The following is a 17,104-nucleotide window of genomic DNA, read 5'->3' as shown; positions in this document are numbered from 1 at the left end:
CTTTGAACTCTAAACTCTAAACACACAATGACAAAATACGAAAATACAGGAAGTAAAGATACCCGTTCAGGTTTCGGTGCCGGATTGACGGAACTGGGCCAAAAGAACGAAAATGTCGTAGCACTTTGCGCCGATTTGATCGGTTCGCTAAAGATGGACGACTTCAAGAAAAACCATCCGGAGCGTTTCTTCCAGATTGGGATTGCAGAAGCGAATATGATCGGAATCGCAGCCGGATTGACCATCGGCGGAAAAATTCCGTTTACGGGAACATTCGCGAACTTTTCAACCGGAAGGGTTTATGACCAAATCCGCCAGTCGGTGGCCTATTCGGATAAAAATGTGAAGATTTGTGCTTCGCATGCCGGTTTGACTTTAGGCGAAGACGGCGCAACCCACCAAATCCTTGAAGACATCGGTTTGATGAAAATGTTGCCGGGAATGACCGTCATCAATACTTGCGATTACAACCAGACAAAAGCGGCGACTTTGGCGATTGCTGATCACCACGGACAGGTTTATCTTCGTTTCGGAAGACCGGTGGTGCCGAATTTCATGCCGGCCGACCAACCTTTTGAAATCGGGAAAGCGATTCTTTTAAATGAAGGTTCAGACGTAACGATCGTTGCGACAGGTCACTTGGTATGGGAAGCGCTGATTGCTGCAGAAGCTTTGGAAGCAAAAGGCATTTCTGCTGAAGTCATCAATATCCACACCATCAAACCATTGGATGAAGCTGCGATTTTGAAATCACTCGCAAAAACAAAATGCATCGTCACTGCCGAAGAACACAATATTTTGGGCGGTTTAGGCGAAAGCGTTGCCAGGGTTTTATCATTGAATAATCCGGCGCCACAGGAATTTGTTGCGGTCAGGACAGTTTCGGCGAAAGCGGAACTCCGGAACAACTGATGGAAAAATACAAGCTCAATCACCAGGCGATTGCTGCCGCTGCTGAGAAAGTTATCCAAAGAAAATAATATTAATTTCACTTCAATAAAAAATCCCGTTTTCAAAAGAGAGCGGGATTTTTTATTGGAACAATTTATAATTTAATTGCTCGAATGGCAATTCTTATCAAGGTGTAATTTCTTACCGCCAGTGCAATTCGGAATATCTGCAAATGGGTATAGCGGACTGTTTTCATCTGCCTGATTTGTCCTGATTTCAAATTTGGTCAGGAAGCTGTCGCCGTCATCATCCATGTCAAGGAAATGCGAAATCAAATCGCCGTCTGTATCATTATTAAAAGGATCACCGTCGGCAACACCATTGGCATCCATGTCTTCATATTTGGTAAGAATTCCGTCCTGATCGTGATCCCTTTCCCTCACCCTGTCTAGCCTTATAGTGAAAGCAATCGGCGAATAGGCGGGAATTCCGGTACGCGACACATTAAAATAACCAAGTCCGGAAGGTATGAAAACCACACCTACACCTGCATCAACAAAAGTAAAAGTACCGTCGTCATGGGAAGTATAACTTGAGGCAGCTTTCAAAACCGTCGTAAATTGCCTGAATCCTGATATCAATGTAACTTCAGCTGTCGTGACCGCCGGATAAGTAGCCCAGAAAGGCACATCGTTTCTGTCGAACTGTGCATTATCTGTCAACGTCCATCCTCTGTAACTCACAAAAGTGGAGTCTGTTGTAGTTGTGCTGGCGCCACCGCCTTCATTCAGGACAACATAATATAGTGGATATATTTCTTCATCTGTTGACGGGCCATCGGTAAGATTGGTAACGCGAACGTCATTTTTAACCATCAGGGAATCAAGAGGATACTGCGTATTATCCCAAATAGAAACACCACCCGGAACCAAATCAGTAATGACCACATCAGTAAGGCCATCAACTTCAACTTTTTGAAGGGAATGCGTCTTTAAATAATCCCTGATTGAATCTAAATCTGCCAGTTTTTGAACGTGGCAGTCCCTTGGCGGAGCAACGGTAACATCGTCGTCATGCTTACAGGAAAATAAACTTACAGAGATAAAAAATAAAATAAAATAAAGCTTAAATTTGTTCATTATTGTACTGATTTTTGAGCGTGCAAGATACAATATTGATTTATTTTTGTATACAATTTAACGGCATTTTTGGAAAAATATGAGAATAGATAAATATTTGTGGTGCGTGCGGTATTACAAGACCAGAAATATGGTTACAGAGGCCTGCAAAAAGAACCAGATTACCGTGAATGGCAACGTTGCCAAGCCTTCCAAGGAGGTTTTTGCGACTGATAAAATCACTTTCCGAAAGGATCAGATTACACGAATTATTACCGTTCTTGATATTCCGCCGAATCGTGTCGGCGCTAAACTCGTTGATATTTACCGAAAGGATGAAACGCCGGCTGAATCATTCGAACATCTTGAATTACTGAAACTCTCTAAAGACCATTATCGCAAAACCGGTGACGGACGCCCGACAAAAAAAGACCGCCGTGATCTGGAAGATTACAGCACCGATTTTATTGACGAAGACGAAATATAATCCCTAAATTTACCGCATACAACACCATTATGAGCAGGAACATCATTTTGACCCATCAGGAAATCGAGCATAAAATCACACGGATTGCTTATCAGATTTACGAGACTTTTGTCGATGAAAAAGAAATTGTTTTGGCCGGAATTGCTGACAATGGCTTTATTTTCGCTAAAAAAATCGCTGCTGCTGTCGAGAAAATTTCGCCAATCAAAGTTTTGCTTTGCGAAGTGAAAATCAACAAGCAGCAACCCCAATCGCCAATTTCTACTTCATTAAAAACTGAAGATTATAAGGACAAAGGTTTGGTTTTGGTAGACGATGTGCTGAATTCAGGAACGACTTTGGTGTATGGCGTAAGGCATTTCCTTGATGTGCCGCTGGGTAAATTTAAAACTGCAGTTCTGGTTGACCGAAACCATAAAAAATATCCTGTAAAAGCTGATTTTAAAGGCATTTCTTTGTCAACTTCGTTATTAGAACACGTTCAGGTTGACTTTGGTAACGAAGAAAATTCGGCCTGGTTAAGCTAATAAATCTGTGATTTCGTTGACGATTGCTGACAGCGATTTTCCGTCTATGTTTATTTTATATGTCGCCTGATTGTAGTAATAACTGCGATCGAAAAGGTGTTTAGCAATAAATTTCCCCAATTCATTTTCACTGAGGCCGGCAATAAGCGGCCTTTTTGTTTTTGATTTTGAAAGCCTTTCACAAAGCGTTGCAACCGAACCTTTCAGGTAAATCGAAATTATCCCGTTCCCATTGAGCAATTCGTGATTATTCGCATAGCATGGCGTTCCACCGCCAAGGCTGACAATCGCGTCATCCTGCGAGGCGGCAACTGCTTTGAGCATTTCATGTTCGAGTTTCCTGAAATGAATTTCGCCTTTGCATTGAAAGATTTCAGGAACAGTCATTCCTGCCTTTTTTTCAATTAAATGGTCTAAATCTACGCTGTTTAAACCGGTGCTTTCAGCCAGTAAACGGGCAATTGTTGACTTGCCGGACCCATATAACCTACTAAAAATATTTTGCTCATCGAAATAAAACCTTATAAATTAAGGCATTAAGGGTAATTGTGAAAAAAAGACAAATTTAAAGGAAAATTGCTTTGAAAAATAAATAATAACGCCTTATATTTGCACCCGCGTTCAGGAAATGAAAAATGACTCGATAGCTCAGTTGGTAGAGCACAACACTTTTAATGTTGGGTTAGTGGTTCGAGCCCCAGTCGGGTCACAAATTGACCAGTTTCATGAACGCAAAGACTCGATAGCTCAGTTGGTAGAGCACAACACTTTTAATGTTGGGTGCTGGGTTCGAGCCCCAGTCGGGTCACGAAAAGTCGGGCATTTGCTTGGCTTTTTTTATTCACGGCCACGTGGAGAAACTGGTAGACTTGCCATCTTGAGGGGGTGGTGCTGTAATGGCGTGTGGGTTCGAATCCCATCGTGGTCACTTAAGAATATAAGCCCGGCACCTGAGTGCGGGCTTTTTTAGTTTTATATTTTGTGTTGTGCATAGCAATCCCATCGGGCTTACACTTGAATACAAGCAACTATAAATCAATAAATTACAATGGGCCGTTATTTTATTAAGTACATTTTCAAAATTTTTCACTTAATAAATTATACCTTTCGGTATATTTTTATATCTTTGTCTATATGAAAGAAATTTTATCAAAAAGCGAACGCACAAGACAATTTATCATTGAAAAAACCGCAGCTGTTTTCAACGAAAAGGGCTATGCAGGTACATCACTCACCGATCTGACTACCGTTACCGGACTCACAAAAGGCAGCATTTATGGAAATTTTGCAAACAAGGACGAAGTGGCCCTTGCAGCGTTCGACTATAATTTTAACCGCGTTACCAATTATATAAAAGAGCGTATATTAGGTACAGAGCATTCGATAGAACGGCTTTTGGTTTACCCGAAAGTGTATCGTGACTTTTTGGTAATCCCATTCCTGAAACCCGGCTGCCCAATCTTAAACACCTCAACAGAAGCAGACGATACGCACCCTCAATTGCGCGCACGCGCGGCTAAAGCCCTTGAATTCTGGAAAACTTCAGTTGAAAACCAGGTAAAAGAGGCATCACGCGCGGTGAAATTAGACCGGATTGTAACCCTGAAGACACAGCGGTAATTTTAATGTCGCTGATTGAAGGTGCTGCGATGCAGGCGAAAACTACAGGGAAGCCAACAGAATTGTGGATTACTATGCGCTTCCTGGAAAAATTTATTAATGATTTGAAAGTGTAATTTTTTTGATTATTAATATACCGAACGGTATATTTTAAGATTTAGCAGCAACATACCTGAGTACGAGTAAAATAACCTATCCGAGATTTTAAAAAATACCACAATGAAAATCCAGAAATTAAATTGGGCAGGCATAAAGTTAGCATGCGGCAGGAAAACCATCCTGATTGACGCCGTAGAAGACTTTAAACCTTATTTTGCCGTTTTAGGCGACCCAAAAACGCCTGTTATTCGGTTTGCAGACACAACACAGGCAGACTATATCTTATTCACCCATCTTCACCTCGATCATCTTGATATCGGAGTTATCGATAAATGCCTGAAGCCCGATGGAAAAATTATTGGGTATAAAAAGCTGGAAAAATCCATCGCTAAATTCAACAGGCCTGTGGTATACCTCGACAATGACGAAACCTTCCGGGACAATGACATAGTAATAAAATCGGTGTTTTCGCTTGACGGAATTGGCGAGCAGCAAACCGCCTGGATTGTTGCCTATAAGAATACCAAAATTTTTCACGGCGGCGATACGATCTGGCACAATCAGTTTTGGAAGCTGGGAAGGGAAAACCCCGACATAGATTTTGCATTTCTTCCAATAAACGGAGCCATCGTGAATTTCGGGATAATTGGATTGGAATACAGCACCATCCCTGCATCGCTTACGCTGGAAGAGGCATTTAACGCGGCTAAATTATTGCACGCTAAAGCGCTAGTCCCTATTCACTACGGAAAATTCTCAACGCCATTTTATCAACCAAAAGAAGTTGACGATGAAGATTTTATAGTTATGGCAAAAAATATCAAACAGCCTTATCTGATTTTGGAAGACGGAAAATTCATTAACAAACAAAAAGGAAACGATGCAATTCAATTTAGCTAAATCATTAGAAATTATCGAAAAAACACCCAATGTTCTCTTCACAATGCTTTCGGGTTTGTCGGAAGAATGGGTTAACGGGAATGAAGGCGGCAACACATCGACCGGCAAAAGAAGTCGTAGCCCATCTGATCGTTTGCGAAAACACAGATTGGTTGCCGCGGGCAAGAATAATGCTGTCAGACAAAACCGACAGGACGCTTGAACGCATCGATATGACGGCCGATTTTGCAATTGCAAGAGACAATTCAACGGAAACACTGCTTACTGAATTTAAAATGCTCCGCGAACGCAGCATTACAGCATTAAAAGGCTTCAATCTTCAGGAAAATGATTTTGAGAAATCAGCCTTTCATCCACTGATCCTTGAAGTGAACCTGCGGCAACTCATCGCTGCCTGGGTGACCCACGACCTTAGTCATCTTGCACAAATTTCGAGGGTTATGGCACAACAGTATAAAGGAGAAGTAGGTACATTCAAAGAATTCTTAAAAATAATTAAATAAATACGATATGAAAAAAATTGGACTTGTTGGCGGTATAAGCTGGACATCAACAGTAGATTATTACCGCTTTATCAATCTCGAAACGAACAAAAAGCTGGGCAGCTTAAATTTTGCCGACTGTATCATCTGTTCTGTAAATTTCGAGCATTTCAGGAATTTTAATGCGCAACATGATTGGGATGCCACATACCGGTTACTCACAGATGCGGCATTTAGTTTAAAAGATGCCGGAGCAGAATTGTTAATGCTTGGCGCCAATACGGCACACATCGTTGCAGAAAAAATTGCCGGTACCGTAGGCTTGCCTTTAATTGATATCCGCGAAGCAACCGCAGCTGCAATAAAAAACAAAAGATTGAAAAAAGTCGGACTGCTTGGTACCGTCTACACTATGGAACTCGACTTTTATAAAGACAAACTTTCAGAATATGGCATTGAAGTAATTATCCCCGAAAGTAATGCTGACAGGCAGTATATTGAAAACTCACTGGTTTATGAATTGGGCAAAGGCATTATTCTGCCTGAAACAAAAGCAGTTTATAAAAAAATAATCGACAAATTACTTCAGCAGGGCGCTGAGGGAATCGTATTGGGCTGTACAGAAATCCCTCTGATCATATCCCAGGATGACTTTGATGTTCCGGTTTTTAATACAACATTAATTCACGTGCAGGCAGCAGTAGACCATGCCCTCCAGTAATTCAATAATAGTATGAATATAGCAAAGTTATTTAGAAAAAAGCCCATTTCCGCTTACAGTGAAGACATCAAGACGAGCCAACTAAAAAGAACGCTTGGCAAATGGGAGCTCACTGCCATTGGTGTCGGGGCGGTAATTGGCGGTGGCATTTTTGTTTTAACCGGAGTTGCAGCCAATCAATATGCAGGCCCAGGCGCTGGCGTTGTCGTTTGTATTGGCGGGAATTGGTTGCCTGCTTGCAGCGTTATGCTATGCTGAGTTTGCAAGTATCTTACCGGTTTCGGGTTCTGCCTATGCTTATTCATATGGAACAGTAGGTGAATTCTTCGCCTGGATAATCGGATGGAACCTCATACTGGAATATTTAATGGGCGCTACAACGGTTGCCGTCAGCTGGTCTAAATATTTTGTAAAGTTGTTGCAGCTTTCAGGCATTCACAATTTACCGGCCTGGCTGATCAACGATCCGGTAACCGCACGCGGGGAAGCTTTGGCGGCCGGGGAAAGTCCGCCGTTTTTTTCAATCAATCTTCCTGCAGCCATAATCGTTTGGGTAGTCACCTATGTCCTTGTCCGCGGTATAAAAGAATCTGCCAAGACCAACAATATCATCGTTGCTATTAAAGTGGCGGCAGTCTTGTTTGTCGTCGTAGCAGGAATCGTCTATATCAATCCTGAAAATTGGCTGCCGTTTATCCCGGAGCGCATAACAGACAGTTCGGGAGCCAGCCATTTCGGTATTTCAGGCGTGGTAACCGCTGCAGGCCTTGTATTCTTCGCTTTTATTGGATTTGACGCGGTTTCTACCCAGGCACAGGAGGCAATCAATCCCACAAAAGATATCCCGTTTGCCATAATAACCTCGCTTGTAATATGTACAACCTTGTACATACTTGTTTCGTTTACCCTCACGGGAATGGAAAAATATACCGCAATAGATCTGGGCGCGCCGGTCGCATCGGCATTCAGTGCTGTTGGCCTGCATTGGGCATCGCTCCTGATCACGATTGCTGCAGTGGTTGGACTTATATCGGTTATGCTGGTCATGCTTCTTTCGCAAACAAGGATTTTCCTGAATATGGCAAAAGACGGCCTGTTACCGAAGAAAGTTTTTGCGACCATACATCCGCGTTTCAGGACGCCATGGATAAGCACGATTCTGCTTGGTTTTATTGCTTCGTTACTTGCGGCTTTCACACCAATTGAAAAGGCTACAAAAATGACGAGCATCGGTACATTGTTTGCTTTTGCAATGATTTGTATCGCAGTGCTTATCCTCAGGAAAAGACAGCCCGATATCGACAGGCCTTATAAGGTAAAAAACTTACCTGTTATAGCGGTGTTGGGGTTTTCCTTCAATATATTTCTGATGTTCAGCCTGGATGCATCAACCTGGTTGCGCTTCTTATTGTGGAGTCTTGCGGGTATAATCGTCTATTTTCTTTATGGCATTAAAAAAAGTAATCTTAATGGCGTTAAATGATGAGTAATGAAGCAATATAAAATCATACCCGCAGTCGATGATGATCTGCCAACGATTTACAATCTTTTTGAACAAGCGATACAATTCCTGAAGGTTAATAATTATATCGGCTGGAAAAGTTATGACAAGGCGTTTATCAAATCAGATATCAGGCACGGGCTTTTATTTAAGGTAACATGCGGTAAAGAAATTTGCTGTATCTTCAGTATCTGTTACAGCGATGAACTGATTTGGCGTGAAAGAGAAGCGGGCGATGCCATTTATCTGCACCGTATCGTATTGAACAGAAGCTTCACCGGAGAAAAGTTGTTCGGCAAAGTTTTGGAATGGGCGATCTTGTTTGCAAAAAGCCGGAAGCTTAAACACATACGGATGGACACGTGGGCAAATAATGAAAAAATCATCGCTTATTATAAAAGTTATGGCTTTTCATTCATTGAAAATTATGTAACGCCAAATACCGAAGAGCTGCCTGTCCAGCACAGGAACCTCAACGTGGCATTGCTTGAATTTACATTATAACAAGAACATATGACGACAGAAATTTTGCGATCTTTGTTTACCCGTGACCTTAACCGGTTATACGATGAAATAGCGTTATACGAAAATGAGCAGGCATCCTGGAAAACACAGAAGGAAATTGCCAATTCCGCCGGCAATTTATGCCTGCATTTGATCGGCAATCTAAACACCTATATCGGAAAGGAAATCGGCCATACCAATTATATCCGAGACCGGGAATTGGAATTCTCATCGAAAGATATCCCGCGTGCAACATTACTTGAAAAGGTAAAATCTACGATTGAGGTTGTAAACCTTTCGCTGCAAAAAATCGATGACCTGGTACTAAAAAACGAATATCCTGTGCTGGTCTTTGATGAAAAAACATCGACAGGTTATTTGCTGATACACCTGGCCACACACCTGGCCTATCATTTAGGGCAGGTTAATTATCACAGGCGATTGCTCGATAAGGCTTAATTGTTCAAAATATAAAATTGACCCTATGGATTTTCCGTTTGAAAATGACATTATCCTCGAAAATGAGTTTGTAAGCTTAAGGCCGATGTCGGTTGATGATATTGACAACCTGCTGCCTGTTGCAACATCAGATAAAACACTGCTTCAATTTTCTCCAAAGCAGGTTTATACCAAAAACTTGCTGGCAGAATTCGTGGCAACAGCCATTGAATCAAGGCATAATGGCATCCGGTATTCTTTCTGCATATTTTCCAAGACTGATAATTGTTATGCAGGAAGTACGGCATTCCTGAATATTTCCGACGCCGATGACAGGATAGAGATTGGGGCAACATGGATCGGCAAAAAATTTCAGGGCACAGGATTAAACGGCCAATGTAAATACCTTTTGCTCCAATACGCATTCGAAACGCTACAGGCCACAGGGTAGAGTTCAGGACTGATGCGCGAAATATGCAATCACAAAAAGCCATTGAAAAAATGGGCGGGAAGTTTGAAGGCGTGCTTCGGGAACATATGCTGATGCATGACGGATTCAGGCGCAATACATTTTGCTACAGCATCATTAAAAATGAATGGGAAAGTATAAAAACCCGATTGAGGAAATTGAATGAAAATCAGCATAAATTCTAAATAAATGAGACAATTTTTAACACCCATATTACAGCTATTCCTCATAACTTTCTGGAATGCCCAAATGCCTGCGCAAACATCAGGCAAGCCCATAACCATTGGTATAACAGAACAATTTCGTTCCGCAATTTTAGGAGAAACCAGGACAATCAACGTTTATCTGCCCGAAGATTACAATGTGAGCGATACCGTGAAATATCCGGTAGTCTACATTCCTGACGGCGGTATTGAAGAAGATTTCATGCACATTACCGGCATCGTCAGGTTTAACACACAGCCGTGGGTCAACCGTTTTCCAAAATCAATTGTCGTTGGCATTGAAAACACCAACCGGAAAAGGGATTTTACATTTGAGGTTCCAAACCTTGATTTTTTAGATAAGGTTGGTTTCAGGAAAGAGGACATGCCAAGTTATGGGGGTTCAGCAAATTATATTTCCTTTCTGGAAAAAGAATTGCTGCCTTATATCAAAGAGAAATATAAAGCTGGCGGAAACCGTACCATCATAGGCGAATCTTTGGCAGGCTTGTTAGGTGCGGAAATTTTATTGCGCCGCCCGGAATTATTCGACACTTATATAATCATCAGTCCAAGCCTTTGGTGGGGCGATGAAAAGCTATTAAAAGATGCTGGTAAATTATTAACTGCCAATTTGAAAAATCCGGTAAAAGTTTGCATATCCGCACCCAAAAAAACCGAAGACAGGAATATGTATCGTGAAGCAAAAGCTTTTTACAGGTTATTGAAACAAAACCCGGAAATCATATCATTTTTTGATTACCTGCCCGATGAGCTCCACTCCACCGTAATGCACCAGGCAGTTTATGACGCTTTTAAAAAACTATACCCGAAAACAGCGTATTCAAAATAGCGGTTTTTATTAAGATAAAATATTGAAATAAAAATATTCCTGACAGCAGTTTTCGTGGTCAATCTGTTGGCAAGCCTGATGATAATCAAATCAGGTCTCAGTCCAAAAAGAATATCATAAAAATATTGACTATTTTAATTGTATTTACTTCATATATAAATTGTTAAGGCATTAATCGGTTTTTTTTAGTTATTATTGTATATTACACAATGATATTATGGGTTTATTACCAACAAGAAGCTCCGGTTTTAGATTAAAAGCAATTATGCTGTTGCTTCTGGTTGGCTGCTTTGCTGTAAAAACTTCCGGCCAGGGCTTCAAGTGGCTATATTCCCCTGTATCAGTAGATAATGAAATACATGACCCATTAGAATGCCATATCCGTCTTTTGACAACAAACAGCAATAATGAAATTTATGCAATAGGAGACCATCATGGCCAGCATGATTTTGGAGACGGGCAGCAGGGAATGATTCACTACAGCAGGCTCCTTAATGTCAATAGTTATTTTATCTCAAAACTCGATGAAAATAAAAACGTTTTATGGATAAAATATTTTGATATTGCAACTAATCTGGGTTTTACCGCAATTGTGTTGGGTGATAACGGTGATATATATATCAGCGGAAGTGCAACGGTCGACCATAATGAATCAGTGAATATTGTATCATTGTACCTGAATCCGAATCCGACAAATCCGGACATCCCAAATGCCTATTCGCCCACTCATGAAAATTTACCGGCCGACCATGTTTATGGTTTTGTCATTCAATTAGATGCCCAGGGAAATTACATTAACAGCGTTATTTTCCCGGATATTTCTTTGTGCGGAATGGTGAAAGATCATGATAACAATTTTGTGGCCGTTTGTGGCCGATATTATCCCACCGCACCTTTAGCTTTCCAGGATTTGAACAGGGCCACGCCATCAAATTCGACCATAATCTCAATACACTTTGGGAAAAGCATTTCGACAACCCAAACCCCGATTCTCAGAATAGCTTTTCCAAGGTTACCTGTGATAGCCAGAACAATTTATACTGCTCGGGTTCTTATCGCAAAACTTTTGCATTTGGTAATTCCGTGCTGCAGCAGGATTTGACAAACGCGCCCGACATTTCAAATTTCATATGCAAATTCTCCGCTGACGGTACCGAAGAATGGATTGTCGAATTGTCTGATAATTTCATTTCTGATCTGAAGGCAGATGCTTCGGATAATCTTTATTTTCTTACTTCGTACCAAATTGGCGCTCCTGTCCAGTTCGGCAATGCAACAACCGGTAATTTGCCGGTCATGAACGATTTTGAATTGGCTTTATTTAAGATAGACAGCAACCGCAACCTCATCTGGGATTTTCCGATATTCGGGCTGGAAAGACAGAAATCCAATGAATTCGCCATCAATAGCTTAGGCGAAGTGATTGTTCCGGTAACATCTGAAAGAAATACCGAACTGCATTATGCTAATCAAAATACTACAATCGCAACAGGAACATCAGCAGTCACATTATTTAAGATAAAACCCGATGGAAATTTATCTGATTTTAAGCGGCTTTATGATGTAACTACAACAGAGGAAAGCGTGTTTTCTCTCCCAATTTGTACCGATTCGCATGATGACATCATCCTGGAGGTTATTTTACAACCCCAACCGACTTCGACCCCAACTTTTATGAAGCGCATATCGAAACGCCATCTACTTATTTCCATACCGTAAATGGTGTTGAACAGTCTCATTATGAAGAGAAAGGCTTTATATTAAAACTTGAAAATTGTGATGCACTTCCCCTGTATGACGATCATTATGATTTCTGTGCAGGCGAATATCCGAATCCTGCAATTGGCGATATAGAACAAGCTGGGTCAAACGTCAGCTGGTATGCTTCTTCAGTCTCGACAACAAAATTGAATCCCGATTTCGCATTGGTTGACGGAGCAACTTATTATTACGATAATCCTGTGGAAAACTGTTCAAATCTCGGTAGATTTCCATTACAAATACAAATATTGCCTTCACCTGCCCCACCTGTAGTCACAAATTCACAACCTTGTTATTTCCAGAACATGAGATTGTCAGATGTGGATGTAATTGGCCAAAACCTGAAATTTTATACTGCCGATACAGGCGAAATTATTCCGGCTGACACCTTTATTGTGCCTGGAATTACGTATTATGTAACGCAAAGTACAGCGCTTTGTGACAGTGCCAAAGTTCCGGTGATTTTTTCTGATGGTCAGGGTTCCGGAATAACAGAATATTCTGTTGGTTTCTGTGACGATCGCAGCAACAGAAGGATTGATTTATCGGATTACAATGGATATTTCCTGGCGAGTGATGCTTCACAGTCAGATTATACATTCAGCTATTATAATTCTTACGAAGATGCGAATGCAGATGCAAATCCGATAGCTGGCCTGCATAACTATCCGGTCGGTCAGCAAACGGTTTATATCAGGATATTTTCAGGGCAATCTTCGTGTTTTCGGATTGCCACGTTAAAAATTGAACTTTTCAGTCCGCCCGTTATAGATGAAGTTCAAATCGTTGATTTAGCAGAAAATAATTCAATCACGATTTTACCTTTCGATGCCAATTATTCTTATTCTTTAGACGGGATAACATTCCGGAACAGCAATTATTTCGAAAATGTAAGCGCAGGCGAATACAAGCTGTACATCAAAAACGGAGATTGTCTGGGAACGCCCAAAGAAGTCTACGTACTGGATTACCCAAAATTCTTCACGCCCAACGGCGACGGCACAAACGACACCTGGAAAGTCAAATATTCCCAATTGCAGGTTTCATTCGACATAGAAATCTACGACAGATACGGTAAAATAATCACTATCCTGGATAAAACCAGCGCAGGCTGGGACGGCACTTACCAGGCCACGAACTCCGGCCGACGATTATTGGTTCAGGATCATCCGCGTGACCAATAAGGAGATTATTTACCGGGCCATTTTGCTTTGAAAAGATAAATCTGCAGTGAAGAAAACGAACTCCATTTCTGTATGTAGCAATTAATGATTGCTCAATTGCTTTATCTCGTTGATACGGTTTTAACTTCAAGGTTTTAACATATACGCATTCAATACGCTTTATGTACGCTTTATCATCGGCTTTACTTAATCTTGGCGGTAGCCTTAAATCAGGTATTTCTACGCTGAAAAAATCGGGTTGCAACAGTTAATTTTGGAGTATTCAAATCTTAAACCACTGAAAACCATGAGCACTTCTTCAAAAAAAATCCTGTTTGAAACAGATTTAGGTTCGGAAATTACTATCACATCGGGATATATGGCCGTGTACCAGATTACCGGCGATACGCCAACCGTTGTGAAATCGTCATTTCTAACGCAAACTAGTACTGAACTTGAGTTTGACGTCGATTCAGAGGCGTATTACTATGCCGTTGCCAGAATTGATGCTTATCAGAAAGGCAGTAATACGCCCGTAAAAATTGATGGTGAGGCAAGGGGATTTTCGTTGCTTTCGGTATTCAACGGGCAACAAGAAAAAGTATCAATCGGCGCCAGATCGACTGTGGCTTCTGCGTTCGCGTTTAACAAAATGATGACGCTTCCGCAGAATATCTATATCGCCGAAACGCCGGGAACTTCGGTGGCTTATGGCATGAAAAACAATTTCATCAAAGACGACGGAACGCTTTCAGAAGTCATTTCCAATTCGCCGAACGCGCTTGAAACCAACAGTTATCCGATGTTCAATTATCTTTCGGCGCTGGTTTATTATTGTTCAATCAATGATGATATTTATGCACGATTCCTTGATAAAACGACGCATGATTCTTATAAAATGATGGGTGGATTGCTTCATTTGATACAGCATCCTTTCGATAATGTTGCCGATATTTACGACCTCATCAGCGATGATCCTGAAGTATTTTCGCCATCACTTAAGACGATGAAATTAAGCCATATTCCGGGAAAACAGAGATCTCCGATTCCGAATCAATGGACATTGACCATAAAAGTAAACCGCTCCGGAGCAGACAATTTCCTGATGAGCGGCCTTGCCTACATCGTTTTTGACAAAGACAACAAGGCCTGGATTACCAATAATTTCCGCGCAGGAACGCCGAATTCAGGAACGCATTGCATGGTATTGTATCCTGACGGAAAACCGGTGGAATTCTCGCCGCTGACCGGTGGCGGCCTTTTGGGCACCGGTTTTGGCGCTGCAGTCAATCCAGCCGGAGACCGCATTGCTATTGGAAGTTATGGCTGGGGTCCGAAAGAATACAATCCGCAATTCGGGAGTGTGGCTGTCTTTAGTTCTGATGGCGAAGTAAAATGCCCATCAAATGGCTTTACGCCTTTATTATCGCGTGTTCAGGGCATGTGCTATGACAGCAAAGGCAACCTTTGGATGGCTTCTGTCGGAATGCAGAATCCGATGGCACCCGGCACTCCGTCTCCGGTTTTCAATTTTGCCGATGCCGACAGTGCCGTGGTCGTTTATCCCGGCGGAACACCTGAAGGTGCGAAAGCTTACCACAATTTTCTTGACGCACCGAGTCCGTACCACGGCACTTTTGACGTTGCAATAGATTCAGAAGATAATATTTATGTCGCCAATATGGGCCATAATGACGCCGATAAAAATCCTTCTCCGGTTTCTTCGGTTTATAAATTCGCTTATCAAAACGGCGAAATCGTAAAACTGGCGCACTGGCAAAGTTCGACCAACGAATCTTTACGGCAGATTTGGGTGCATCCGAGCGGAGAAGTTTTAGTCGGAAGTATCGTCGAAAACCGCATTATCCGTTTGAAAAGCGACGACCTTACTGAAATTACGCCGAGTTATACTGACAAAGTCAATTCGCCCTGGGCGTAACGGTTGACAATAACGGAACGATTTATTCTGCTGCTTTCGGACAGGAAAAATATAGAAAAACTTCGGAAAGCCTTGATATGGAACTGGCCTTTCGGGATTACGATTATTGAACAGGGATATACTGACAATTCGCTTTTTATGACACTTCCAACGGGCGGCGATGAAGTGATGCTCGCCAACGGATTTCCATTGTATGGTACGCGTTACATTACCGTAACCGATAATGCTACCGATCCGGCAACAGAAAAACAGGTCGCAATCGAAACACCTTGTTATGAACCGCTGATGCGACTGACCGCATGCACACCTGATCGCGCCGGCAATGTCTGGGCGGCGAATAACTGGAAACCTTCGGCTTATACTGACATTCATTCTGATCCGGGAGGCGATGGTGCTGTGATATTTGTAGGCGTTGCGGCTCCGGCGAAGTAAATCGTAATTAATGATAATGCCCTGATCGCTTTTGCATTTCCAAAACTTATCTTACCTTTAAGAAAAGATTTTTTATGGATTTTGGAAAAGTACCCGATCCGGGCATTATTGATTTTACCCTGCCGCCAGATGCACCGCAAACCAGGCAATTGCTCGAAAAACACAAAACAGACGCACCTTTCGAAGTATATGTGGGTTGCGCCAAATGGAACCGCGCCGAGCTTAAAGGATTTTATCCGCGAGGCACGAAAGACGAGTTGGCTTATTATTCCACGCAGTTCAATTCTATTGAGTTGAATGCCACATTTTACGGCATGCCCAAATGGGAACAGGTCGAAACCTGGCGCAAAAACACCTGCCAATTTCAAATTCTTTCCTAAAGTAACCAACACAGTCAGTCATTTTAAAAGATTGTTGAATGTCAGAGAGCCGATTGCCGATTTCTGCAACGCCGTCAGTAATTTCGAAGACAAACTCGGCATGGCTTTTCTGCAGCTTAAAGACGATTTCAAACCGAAAGATTTTGAGAGGCTTACTACAGCCTTGAAAGATTTTCCCGCCAATTTTCCATTAGGAGTTGAAGTGCGCAATGCCGAATGGTTCAGCGACGCTAAAATTCTGGATGCCTATTGTTCGCTTCTCGAGGAGCATAACATGGCCAACATCATCGTTGATACCGCCGGAAGACGCGACATGCTGCACATGCGATTGACGAGTCCGGTAGCATTTATAAGGTATGTTGGCGCGAATCATCCATCTGATGTTACACGACTTGACGAATGGGCGGAACGCATCGAAAAATGGCGTAAAGAGGGACTTCAGAAATTATATTTCTTCGTACACCAGAATGTAGAAATTGAATCGCCATTACTGGCAGATCATTTTATCCGCAATCTCAATCAGCGCTTTGAAATCGGGCTTACGGTTCCGGCGAAACAGGAAACCCAAAAAAGTATGTTCGACGGGTTGTAATCTTATTTAGCATCACTATAACAT

General features: G+C 41.9%; 17 protein-coding genes, 3 tRNA genes and 4 pseudogenes. 22 read left to right on the top strand and 2 right to left on the bottom strand.

The genetic code is table 11. From position 1 onward, the window contains the following. The first annotated feature begins 27 nt into the window (after window positions 1–27). Window positions 28–980: pseudogene (locus tag ACSLFW_RS09220) on the top strand (transketolase family protein). Between the two features lie 72 nt (window positions 981–1,052). On the opposite strand, the gene ACSLFW_RS09215 reads toward ACSLFW_RS09220, so the two are convergent. Then, window positions 1,053–2,030, bottom strand: a complete 978-nt coding sequence (locus ACSLFW_RS09215) for a hypothetical protein (protein WP_436555504.1) — start codon at window positions 2,028–2,030, stop codon at window positions 1,053–1,055. A gap of 79 nt (window positions 2,031–2,109) precedes the next feature. Here ACSLFW_RS09215 and ACSLFW_RS09210 point away from each other — a divergent pair, with 79 nt between their 5' ends. After that, the gene (locus ACSLFW_RS09210; RefSeq protein ID WP_436555503.1) at window positions 2,110–2,496 is read left to right on the top strand and encodes an RNA-binding S4 domain-containing protein; all 387 of its coding nucleotides are present in this window, start codon (window positions 2,110–2,112) and stop codon (window positions 2,494–2,496) included. Window positions 2,497–2,525: 29 nt separating this feature from the next. Next, window positions 2,526–3,023 (top strand): phosphoribosyltransferase family protein, encoded by a 498-nt coding sequence (locus ACSLFW_RS09205; RefSeq protein WP_436555502.1) that lies wholly within the window; start codon window positions 2,526–2,528, stop codon window positions 3,021–3,023. Here ACSLFW_RS09205 and ACSLFW_RS09200 read toward each other — a convergent pair. Beyond that, window positions 3,015–3,473, bottom strand: coding sequence for a shikimate kinase (locus tag ACSLFW_RS09200; RefSeq protein ID WP_436557415.1), 459 nt, complete (start codon window positions 3,471–3,473; stop codon window positions 3,015–3,017). The two genes, ACSLFW_RS09205 and ACSLFW_RS09200, sit on opposite strands and share 9 nt — an antisense overlap. 187 nt (window positions 3,474–3,660) lie before the next feature. Between ACSLFW_RS09200 and ACSLFW_RS09195 the strand changes: the two genes are divergently transcribed. The 19 genes and pseudogenes from ACSLFW_RS09195 to ACSLFW_RS09105 all read left to right on the top strand — a co-directional run bounded on the left by ACSLFW_RS09195 (window position 3,661) and on the right by ACSLFW_RS09105 (window position 17,080). Continuing rightward, window positions 3,661–3,732 (top strand) — tRNA-Lys (locus ACSLFW_RS09195). A gap of 27 nt (window positions 3,733–3,759) precedes the next feature. Then, window positions 3,760–3,831 (top strand) — tRNA-Lys (locus ACSLFW_RS09190). A 37-nt stretch (window positions 3,832–3,868) separates the two neighbouring features. Then, a tRNA-Leu gene (locus ACSLFW_RS09185) sits at window positions 3,869–3,951 on the top strand. A 206-nt stretch (window positions 3,952–4,157) separates the two neighbouring features. Further along, a pseudogene (locus ACSLFW_RS09180) lies at window positions 4,158–4,759 on the top strand (TetR/AcrR family transcriptional regulator). A gap of 103 nt (window positions 4,760–4,862) precedes the next feature. Further along, the gene (locus tag ACSLFW_RS09175) at window positions 4,863–5,642 is read left to right on the top strand and encodes an MBL fold metallo-hydrolase (protein WP_436555501.1); all 780 of its coding nucleotides are present in this window, start codon (window positions 4,863–4,865) and stop codon (window positions 5,640–5,642) included. Between the two features lie 80 nt (window positions 5,643–5,722). After that, on the top strand, window positions 5,723–6,145 hold the full coding sequence (locus ACSLFW_RS09170) for a DinB family protein (RefSeq protein WP_436555500.1): 423 nt from the start codon (window positions 5,723–5,725) through the stop codon (window positions 6,143–6,145). Window positions 6,146–6,152: 7 nt separating this feature from the next. Continuing rightward, window positions 6,153–6,845, top strand: coding sequence for an aspartate/glutamate racemase family protein (locus tag ACSLFW_RS09165; RefSeq protein ID WP_436555499.1), 693 nt, complete (start codon window positions 6,153–6,155; stop codon window positions 6,843–6,845). Window positions 6,846–6,863: 18 nt separating this feature from the next. Beyond that, window positions 6,864–8,328: pseudogene (locus ACSLFW_RS09160) on the top strand (amino acid permease). A gap of 6 nt (window positions 8,329–8,334) precedes the next feature. Continuing rightward, window positions 8,335–8,850: a GNAT family N-acetyltransferase gene (locus tag ACSLFW_RS09155; protein WP_436555498.1), complete on the top strand. Its 516-nt coding sequence runs from the start codon at window positions 8,335–8,337 to the stop codon at window positions 8,848–8,850. Window positions 8,851–8,859: 9 nt separating this feature from the next. Beyond that, window positions 8,860–9,309: a DUF1572 family protein gene (locus ACSLFW_RS09150; RefSeq protein WP_436555497.1), complete on the top strand. Its 450-nt coding sequence runs from the start codon at window positions 8,860–8,862 to the stop codon at window positions 9,307–9,309. 25 nt (window positions 9,310–9,334) lie between these two features. Continuing rightward, window positions 9,335–9,739, top strand: a complete 405-nt coding sequence (locus tag ACSLFW_RS09145) for a GNAT family N-acetyltransferase (RefSeq protein ID WP_436555496.1) — start codon at window positions 9,335–9,337, stop codon at window positions 9,737–9,739. 23 nt (window positions 9,740–9,762) lie between these two features. Then, a complete protein-coding gene (locus tag ACSLFW_RS09140; protein WP_436555495.1) occupies window positions 9,763–9,942 on the top strand; it encodes a GNAT family N-acetyltransferase in 180 nt (59 codons plus the stop codon). A 64-nt stretch (window positions 9,943–10,006) separates the two neighbouring features. Continuing rightward, window positions 10,007–10,813 (top strand): alpha/beta hydrolase, encoded by an 807-nt coding sequence (locus ACSLFW_RS09135; protein WP_436557414.1) that lies wholly within the window; start codon window positions 10,007–10,009, stop codon window positions 10,811–10,813. A gap of 265 nt (window positions 10,814–11,078) precedes the next feature. Continuing rightward, window positions 11,079–11,915, top strand: a complete 837-nt coding sequence (locus tag ACSLFW_RS09130) for a hypothetical protein (protein ID WP_436555494.1) — start codon at window positions 11,079–11,081, stop codon at window positions 11,913–11,915. Beyond that, window positions 11,912–12,532, top strand: a complete 621-nt coding sequence (locus ACSLFW_RS09125) for a hypothetical protein (protein ID WP_436555493.1) — start codon at window positions 11,912–11,914, stop codon at window positions 12,530–12,532. The genes ACSLFW_RS09130 and ACSLFW_RS09125 overlap by 4 nt, the downstream gene beginning before the upstream one ends. Window positions 12,533–12,720: 188 nt before the next feature. Next, a complete protein-coding gene (locus tag ACSLFW_RS09120; RefSeq protein WP_436555492.1) occupies window positions 12,721–13,758 on the top strand; it encodes a T9SS type B sorting domain-containing protein in 1,038 nt (345 codons plus the stop codon). 286 nt (window positions 13,759–14,044) lie between these two features. Further along, on the top strand, window positions 14,045–15,676 hold the full coding sequence (locus ACSLFW_RS09115) for a hypothetical protein (RefSeq protein WP_436555491.1): 1,632 nt from the start codon (window positions 14,045–14,047) through the stop codon (window positions 15,674–15,676). Between the two features lie 72 nt (window positions 15,677–15,748). Next, the gene (locus tag ACSLFW_RS09110; RefSeq protein WP_436555490.1) at window positions 15,749–16,108 is read left to right on the top strand and encodes a hypothetical protein; all 360 of its coding nucleotides are present in this window, start codon (window positions 15,749–15,751) and stop codon (window positions 16,106–16,108) included. A gap of 74 nt (window positions 16,109–16,182) precedes the next feature. Next, window positions 16,183–17,080 (top strand): annotated as a pseudogene (locus tag ACSLFW_RS09105) (DUF72 domain-containing protein). Window positions 17,081–17,104 lie beyond the last annotated feature (24 nt).

Source organism: Flavobacterium sp. 3HN19-14, from assembly GCF_051373205.1.
Classification (GTDB): domain Bacteria; phylum Bacteroidota; class Bacteroidia; order Flavobacteriales; family Flavobacteriaceae; genus Flavobacterium.
The sequence above is the reverse complement of the archived record's forward strand: the minus strand, read 5'-3'. Positions and strand labels throughout refer to the sequence as shown.

Bases quoted from the DNA above. Each gene is read 5' to 3' on its own strand.
- ACSLFW_RS09215 (WP_436555504.1), bottom strand. From the start codon at position 2,030: ATGAACAAATTTAAGCTTTATTTTATTTTATTTTTTATCTCTGTAAGT.
- ACSLFW_RS09210 (WP_436555503.1), top strand. From the start codon at position 2,110: ATGAGAATAGATAAATATTTGTGGTGCGTGCGGTATTACAAGACCAGA.
- ACSLFW_RS09205 (WP_436555502.1), top strand. From the start codon at position 2,526: ATGAGCAGGAACATCATTTTGACCCATCAGGAAATCGAGCATAAAATC.
- ACSLFW_RS09175 (WP_436555501.1), top strand. From the start codon at position 4,863: ATGAAAATCCAGAAATTAAATTGGGCAGGCATAAAGTTAGCATGCGGC.
- ACSLFW_RS09170 (WP_436555500.1), top strand. From the start codon at position 5,723: ATGAAGGCGGCAACACATCGACCGGCAAAAGAAGTCGTAGCCCATCTG.
- ACSLFW_RS09165 (WP_436555499.1), top strand. From the start codon at position 6,153: ATGAAAAAAATTGGACTTGTTGGCGGTATAAGCTGGACATCAACAGTA.
- ACSLFW_RS09155 (WP_436555498.1), top strand. From the start codon at position 8,335: ATGAAGCAATATAAAATCATACCCGCAGTCGATGATGATCTGCCAACG.
- ACSLFW_RS09150 (WP_436555497.1), top strand. From the start codon at position 8,860: ATGACGACAGAAATTTTGCGATCTTTGTTTACCCGTGACCTTAACCGG.
- ACSLFW_RS09145 (WP_436555496.1), top strand. From the start codon at position 9,335: ATGGATTTTCCGTTTGAAAATGACATTATCCTCGAAAATGAGTTTGTA.
- ACSLFW_RS09140 (WP_436555495.1), top strand. From the start codon at position 9,763: ATGCAATCACAAAAAGCCATTGAAAAAATGGGCGGGAAGTTTGAAGGC.
- ACSLFW_RS09135 (WP_436557414.1), top strand. From the start codon at position 10,007: ATGCCTGCGCAAACATCAGGCAAGCCCATAACCATTGGTATAACAGAA.
- ACSLFW_RS09130 (WP_436555494.1), top strand. From the start codon at position 11,079: ATGCTGTTGCTTCTGGTTGGCTGCTTTGCTGTAAAAACTTCCGGCCAG.
- ACSLFW_RS09115 (WP_436555491.1), top strand. From the start codon at position 14,045: ATGAGCACTTCTTCAAAAAAAATCCTGTTTGAAACAGATTTAGGTTCG.